7 protein-coding genes are annotated in these 6,820 nt (G+C 67.7%); 4 read left to right on the forward strand and 3 right to left on the reverse strand.

The genetic code is table 11. The features are described from left to right. The 3 genes from JOY90_RS10530 to JOY90_RS10540 all read left to right on the forward strand — a co-directional run. Positions 1-1,539 (forward strand): CocE/NonD family hydrolase (locus JOY90_RS10530; RefSeq protein ID WP_291691072.1); only part of this gene is annotated, 1,539 nt, incomplete at its 5' end. A 134-nt stretch (positions 1,540-1,673) separates the two neighbouring features. Then, positions 1,674-2,117 (forward strand): MarR family winged helix-turn-helix transcriptional regulator, encoded by a 444-nt coding sequence (locus tag JOY90_RS10535; protein ID WP_291691073.1) that lies wholly within the window; start codon positions 1,674-1,676, stop codon positions 2,115-2,117. Further along, entirely contained in the window at positions 2,114-2,887 is a 774-nt protein-coding gene (locus JOY90_RS10540; protein WP_291691074.1) for an enoyl-CoA hydratase-related protein, read from the forward strand. Before JOY90_RS10535 ends, JOY90_RS10540 begins: the two co-directional genes overlap by 4 nt. Before the next feature lie 7 nt (positions 2,888-2,894). Here JOY90_RS10540 and JOY90_RS10545 read toward each other — a convergent pair whose 3' ends face one another. The 3 genes from JOY90_RS10545 to JOY90_RS10555 all read right to left on the reverse strand — a co-directional run bounded on the left by JOY90_RS10545 (position 2,895) and on the right by JOY90_RS10555 (position 5,490). Beyond that, a complete protein-coding gene (locus tag JOY90_RS10545) occupies positions 2,895-4,097 on the reverse strand; it encodes an MFS transporter (protein ID WP_291691075.1) in 1,203 nt (400 codons plus the stop codon). A 143-nt stretch (positions 4,098-4,240) separates the two neighbouring features. After that, entirely contained in the window at positions 4,241-4,618 is a 378-nt protein-coding gene (locus JOY90_RS10550; RefSeq protein ID WP_291691076.1) for a LuxR C-terminal-related transcriptional regulator, read from the reverse strand. Continuing rightward, entirely contained in the window at positions 4,615-5,490 is an 876-nt protein-coding gene (locus JOY90_RS10555; RefSeq protein WP_291691077.1) for a S1C family serine protease, read from the reverse strand. Before JOY90_RS10555 ends, JOY90_RS10550 begins: the two co-directional genes overlap by 4 nt. Positions 5,491-5,653: 163 nt before the next feature. On the opposite strand from JOY90_RS10555, the gene JOY90_RS10560 reads away from it, so the two are divergent. Beyond that, on the forward strand, positions 5,654-6,820 hold a 1,167-nt coding region (locus JOY90_RS10560), incomplete at its 3' end, for a tetratricopeptide repeat protein (RefSeq protein ID WP_291691078.1).

Genomic DNA, 6,820 nt, shown 5'->3' on the forward strand with positions numbered 1-6,820 from the left:
CGCGGCTACGCCGTCGTGGTGGTCGACGTGCGTGGCACCGGCGCGAGTTTCGGCACCCGCGACAGCTTCCGCTCGCCGCGCGAGCGTGCGGATTCTCGCGAGATCGCCGACTGGATCGTGGCGCAGACCTGGTCGAACGGTGTGATCGGCGCCACCGGCATTTCCTATCTCGGCGCCGCCGCCGATTTCCTCGCCTCCACCGGCCATCCCGCCGTGAAGGCGATCGCGCCATTGTCGGCGGTGTGGGACACCTATAGCGACAATTATTTTCCCGGCGGCATCCAGCTCAAGTCGCTGACCAAGGTCTATGACGAATTGATGGTCGGGCTCGACCACGACCGCCGCGACGTGTTGGAAAAATTCTCCTACTTCAACAATCCGGATTTCCAGGGCCCGCAGCCGGTCGACGATGATCCGGACGGCGCGCTGTTGAATCAGGCGGTCAGGCAGCATCTCGGCAATTTCCGCCAGACCGATTTCATGTCGGAATTCCGATTCCGCGAGGAGGGGCTGCCTTACGACCCCGCCTTCAGCTCGGCCTCGATCAGTCCCTATTCGGTCGCGCACGGCATCCGCAGCGATGTCGCGATTCTTTCGGTCTCGAGCTGGCTCGACGGCGCGGGCTACATGAACGGCGCGATCTCGCGCTACCTGACCATGAGCGACAATCCGCGCCATTTGCTGCTCGGCCCGTGGGATCATGGCGCGCGCATCGATGTCTCGCCGTGGCGGCAAACGGTCGAGCCGACATTTCCATGGCTAGGCGAGGTGCTGCGCTTCTTCGATACCTATCTGCTTAGCCTCGACACCGGCCTGCGCGAGGAGGCGCCGATCCACTATTTCGCGCTGCATGCGGAACAGTGGCGGGCAGCCCGACACTGGCCGCCGGTCGAACGGCGCGAGCGGTTCTTTCTTGCGCCTGGCCGGCGTCTTGCGGATGCGGCGCCACAGGGCGGCGCCGACGACCATCAGGTTGATTTCACCCTCGGCACCGGCGCGCACACCCGCTACGAGCGCATCGCCGGCATCGACAGCCGCCATTACTACGCGGATTGGCAAGGGCGCACGCAGCGGATGCTGAGCTATACGTCGGCGCCGCTTCAGGAAGCAATGGAGCTCGCCGGTCACGGCCTCGCCGACCTCCATCTCTCCTCGAGCGAGCCGGATCTGGCGCTGTTCGTCTATCTCACCGAGGTCGAGGCCGACGGCACCGAGCGCTATGTCACCGAGGGACTATTGCGGGCGCTGCATCGCAAGGAGAGCCCGGCGCCGGAAACTTATCGCACCGCCTGGACTTTCCGCAGCTTTGCGCGCGCCGACGCCGCTCCGTTGCAGCCGGGCAAGGTCGAGCGCATCCGCATTCCGCTGTTACCGGTGGCTTGGCGCTTTGCGGCCGGCAGCCGCATCTGCCTCTCGATCGCCGGCGCCGACGACGACCATTGCGGCCAGGTGCCGCACGGCCGCCCGCCGCTGATCACGCTGTTATGGGGCGGGGGCTCGGCTTCTGCGCTCGAGTTGCCGATCGTGCAGGTTGAATAGATTTCACCCGCTGCCCTGCAAGATCAAGCGGCTGAAATGGCCGCTGGACCAGTAGCGGGATACGCGAGCCGGTTTCCCTTCGCATCGCTGCGATGCCCATGGACATCGGCCTCGTGATCGGCTAGTTATTTCGCATGCGAACTAATCTGGAGAACTCCGACCGGCGCCTGATCTATCTGCTCAATGTCGCACAGCGGCGCTTGCAGCGTTTCATCGCGACACAGAAGGGCGGAGTGACCGCAGCGCAGAGCGGGCTTTTGTTCGTGCTGGGCCGGCGCGACGGCGTCTCGATGGGCGAGGCCGGCGCCGCGCTCGATCTCGGGATGCCCGGGATCAGCGGGCTTGCCGACCGCATGGTCGAGGCTGGCCTGGTCGAGAAGCGGGCCGACCCTGAGGACGGCCGCGCCTTCCGGCTGTGGCTGACGCCGGCCGGCCGCAAGGCGCTGGCGCGAACAAAAGCTGATGTCGCGATGCTGAACGCGCGCCTGGCCGAGGGATTCAGCGATGTGGAGATCGACATCGTCGCCCGCTGGCTCACGAGCTTTCAGACCAAATTTCCCAAAGGAGACGAGCAATGACCGAACACATTCGGATCGAGAAGGCGGACGGCGTTCTGACCCTGACCTTCGCGCGGCCTGACAAGAAGAACGCGTTGACCAATGCCATGTATGGCGCGCTCGCCGACGCCATCACGGCCGCCGACGCCGACGGTGCTGTTCGCGCGATCGTGCTGCGCGGCGAGGGCGACATGTTCACAGCCGGCAACGACGTCGGCGAGTTCGCGGCGATGGCGACCGGCGCCTTCAAGGGCGAGCGGCATGTCGGCCGCTTCCTGGAGGCGATCGCCCGCGCTACGCGACCGCTGGTCGCCGCCGTGCAGGGCCGCGCGGTCGGCATTGGCACCACCATGCTGCTGCATTGCGACCTCGTCGTGCTGGCGGAGGATGCGCTGCTGACGACGCCGTTCGTCAATCTCGCGCTGGTGCCGGAGGCCGCCTCGTCGCTGCTGCTGCCGCAACGCATCGGCCATGCCCGTGCCTATGCGATGTTCACGCTCGGGGACGCCATGGATGCACCGACGGCGCTCGCGCTCGGGCTTGCCAATCGCGTGGTGCCGTTTCCGCGGCTGCACGCGGAAGCCGCCGAGCTTGCCGCGCGGCTGGCGAGGCAGCCGGCCGGCGCGTTGTCGACCACCAAGCGGCTGATGCGCAATGCCGACGTCCTGATGGCGCAGATCGCAACCGAAAGCGAGCGCTTCACCGAACGGCTGAAGACCGCCGAGGCGCGCGAGGCCTTCACGGCCTTCGCCGAGAAACGGCCGCCCGATTTCACCAAGCTCGCGGGGTGAGCCGAAATCAGTAGCCCTTGACGGCTGATCTCAGCGCCACCCACAGCGCCACGGCGATCAGGCCGAAGCTGCCGAGCAGCAGGAACGTCCATTGATAGCCGATCCATTGCGCGAGCCAACCGCCGAGTGCCGGGCTGAGCGCGGCCCCGACGCCCTGCACGGTGATGACCGCGCCCTGGCCGAGATTGACGCGTCCCGTGCCGTTGAGCGAGCGCGCCACCATGCCGGGCACCGCGACGCTTTGCAGGCCGGCGCCCACGCCATCGAGGATCTGAACCGGCAGCACGCCCCACCAGCCGGACAGCGCATAGGCAAGAATCCCGCGCACCGGCAGCGCGAGGAACGAGATGAGCATCACCGGCCAATAGTTCCTGGCCTCGGCGGCGTGCATGGCAGCGATCGACGCGAGGATCATGGTCGCCTGCGCCACCACGATGGTGGTCGCCACGAAGCTCGGGCCGTTGATGCCGTCGCCGGCGACGGCGGCGAGTCCGTACAACGGCACGATCGCCGCGTTGCCGAGATGAAAGATCGCCAGCGCCAGCGCGAGCACCAATAGCGGCTTGTGCTTGACCAGCACGGTGAAACCGCTCGGCTGGCTGTCGGGGTCGTCCTCCTTGGTGCCGCGCGCGGCGCGATGGTCGATCGCCTGGTCGGGGATCATCAGCACGCAGGCCACCGAGATAGCGCCGAACAGGGCAGCGAGCAGGAACACGGCAACGTAGCCATAGTGCCAGCCGAGGTAGCCCGAAGCTGCCGCGCCGACCATGTTGCCCGCGTGGTTGAAGGCCTGGTTGCGGCCGATCTGGCGATTGAAGCCGCGCTGCTTGACGAGACCGAGCGTAATGCCGGTGACCGCCGGCACGATCGCGGCACCCGCCACGGAGGTCGCGATCTGCGAGATCGCCACCGCCCAGAACGCTTGCGACAGCAGGATGATCGCGGAGCCCAGGACCACCGCGATGCCGGGCACTACGACCCAGGCACGCTTGTGGCCGGTGGTGTCGATGAAGCCGCCGATCGGGGTGGTGATCGCCATGCCGGCGACGTTGCCGAGCGTCAGCGCGGTTCCTATCAATCCGGAGCTCCAGCCATGCGCCAGCAGGAAGACGCCGACAAACGGCCCGATGCCGGACTGCATGTCGGCCATGAAGAAGTTCAGGGCGAGCAGGGGCCAGAGCCGGCCCGGCGATTTTGGGTGCGGCTTCATGCGCCGGTCTCAGGCGATATCGACGGAGGTGGCGCGCATCGGCCTTGATCCTCATCCGGCCGCAGCGGCGCGGTTGACGAGGTAACCGGTGCCCGTCGTGATGGTTCCGCTCAGGAACGCTGCGGGGCGCGCAGCGTATCTCGCTACAGCTCGATCACGCCGCGGCGGGCCGCATGTGCGACGGCGTCGGTACGGCCGGTGGCGTCGAGCTTGTCCAGGATCGAGCCGACATGAAACTTGGCGGTATGCACGGAGATGCCGAGCCGCCGCGCGATCGCCTTGTTGGATGCACCCTCTGCCATCAGTTCGAGGACGTCGAGCTCGCGCGGCGTCAGTTCGGACTCGGACGGTTCGGCGCGTGGCGGCGCATTTCGCTCGACGATCGTGGCGTCGACGCTCTCTCCCGGTGACGCCAGCGCGAGGCCGGCGACGCCGCCGAGCAGCGCCGCCAACCGGTCCCGGAGCGCGGGATCGTCGACCTCGATCGCGATCACGACGGGCGAGGCGCTCTCCTCGCTCACGCGTTCGGCCTCTCGCCGATCGTGACCTTGAAGCTCGCCGGCTCGCCGCCGCGACGCACGGCGACATCGACGACCGTGCCGACGCTGTCGGGACCGAGCGCGCGTAACAGGCCGCGTACGCCGGAGAGTTCCTCGTTGTTCCAGCGGACGATGACGTCGCCCTGCCGGAGGCCGGCCGTGGCCGAGGGGCCGGCCTTGTCGACGCTCATCACCATCGCGCCGATGCCGTCGTCCAGCTTCACCGGCTGCAGGCCGAGCCCGAGATAGCCGCGCGCGATTCGGCCATGGCTCTCGAGCCTGGCCGCGACGCGTTCGATGGTCGCGGACGGAATGACCAGCACACGCCGCGGTCCATGCACGGCCATGCCGAAGACGGAGCCGGACGTATCGAGCGCGAGCGCGCCCTGGTGGCTGTACGGCAGCCGGACATCCAGCTCGAGCCGTGCGTCGATGTCGCCGCCGCGCAGGCTGCGCCATTTGCCGGCGGCGAGCGAGACGACGCCGAGGCCGATTGCCGGCGTGCCACGCTCCGCCGCGACTGCCAGCGCCAGCGCGCCGAGCGCGGGCGCTGTGCCTGCCAGCTTCGCCGGCGTGAGGCCGGTGGTGTCGGTGCGCAGCAGGGCGACATCGGTGGTGTGGTCGCGGCCTGCGATGGTCGCGGGGCGCGTCGTGCCGTCGGCGAGGCGGATGGCGATCTCGCCCTCGTCGGCGAGCGTCTCGTCGGCGGTGACGACGAGTCCCGTCTTCCAGACGAAGCCGGTGGCGCGCGAGCGCCGCGAATGCACGGAGACGACCGACGGCGCCGCAGCTGCGGCGAGCTCGGCTGTCGCGGAGGAGAAGGAGGCGAGGATATTGGATGCGGGATCAGTCATAGTGGAAATCTCCAATGAGTTAGAGCCAATCTGGGGACTGGAGGCGGGTTCGGGAACTGCCCGGGTGGGCAGGACCTCTGCCGCTCTGCGCCGTTTGCCGGGAATGCTGTGCAGTCGCGACAGAATCACTTACCTGTGACGATGAAGCAGGCCGGACCCTCCGATGAACCGTCACGAACGCCGCGCCGCGGCCAAGCAGTCGAGTGACACCATTAGCGGTGTCGACAGCGCGGCAACCTTGTACCGGGTCGGCCTGCGGCAGCTGAGCGCCGGCCGCGTTCTCGACGCCCGGCGCTCATGCGAGCAGGCATTGACGCAAGACGCCGAGCATGCCGATGCGCTGCATCTGATGGGGCTGCTCTCGCTGCAGGCCGGTCAGCATGATCATGCGGTGGAATGGATCGCCCGCGCCGTCCGGCGGGAGCCGAAGCCGGAATACCTCGTGAGCCTCGGCAGCGTGTTGCAGGCGCAGGGACGACTCGATGAGGCGCTCCTGGCGTATGACAAGGCGGTGCAGCTCAGGCCGGAGGCGGCCGCGCTGTGGAAGAAGCTTGGGGGCGCCCTCGCCGACCTGAATCGTCCGGATGAAGCTGTCCTCGGCTATCTGCACGCCCTGAAGCTCGATCCGCACGATCATGACGCCGCCCGCAAGGCCGGTTCCCTGCTCTTCAACCTCGGAAGGCTCGAGGAGGCGCTGGTCCAGGCCGATCTGAGCGACCACCTGCTCGCGGATCAGGCCTCGACCTTGCAGATGCGTGCGCTGGTGCTGTTCGGGCTCGACCGGCCCGCGGACGCGCTCACCGACATCATGCGCGCACACGCGCTCGATCCGGCGGATGCCGATAGCTGCAACCACGCCGGCCGCTTTCTGCAGCGGCTCGGCCGCGACGCAGAGGCGCTGTCGTGGTTCGACCGCGCGCTCGTGCTGCGCCCAGACGATCTCGCGGTGTTGTTCAACAAGGCCCATTCGCTTACCGGGCTGCACCGGTTTGCCGAGGCTTTCGCGGTCTATGATCGGATGAAGACGATCGATCCCGCCAATACCGAAGCCGAGTGGGCCCTGGCGCTGCTGCACCTGCTGACGGGGAATTTCGCCGCCGGCTGGGCCGGGCGCGAGGTGCGCTGGACGATGCCGCGCTTGCCGATCTCCCGGCTGGACGTCTCGAAGCCGCTGTGGTGTGGACGAGAGGCGGTCGACGGCAAGACCGTCCTGATTCATATGGACGAGGGACTGGGCGATACGATCCAGTTCGCGCGCTACCTGCCGATGGTGGCTGCGCAAGGAGCACGCGTTCTGCTGCTGGTGTCGGATGCGCTCTGTCCGCTGTTT

The organism is Bradyrhizobium sp. (assembly GCF_019242285.1).
In the GTDB taxonomy this organism is placed as follows: domain Bacteria; phylum Pseudomonadota; class Alphaproteobacteria; order Rhizobiales; family Xanthobacteraceae; genus Bradyrhizobium.

What these genes read in the sequence shown, in the direction of transcription:
- JOY90_RS10535 (WP_291691073.1), top strand. Translation starts at nt 1,674, where the DNA reads ATGCGAACTAATCTGGAGAACTCCGACCGGCGCCTGATCTATCTGCTC.
- JOY90_RS10555 (WP_291691077.1), bottom strand. Translation starts at nt 5,490, where the DNA reads ATGACTGATCCCGCATCCAATATCCTCGCCTCCTTCTCCTCCGCGACA.
- JOY90_RS10540 (WP_291691074.1), top strand. Translation starts at nt 2,114, where the DNA reads ATGACCGAACACATTCGGATCGAGAAGGCGGACGGCGTTCTGACCCTG.
- JOY90_RS10545 (WP_291691075.1), bottom strand. Translation starts at nt 4,097, where the DNA reads ATGAAGCCGCACCCAAAATCGCCGGGCCGGCTCTGGCCCCTGCTCGCC.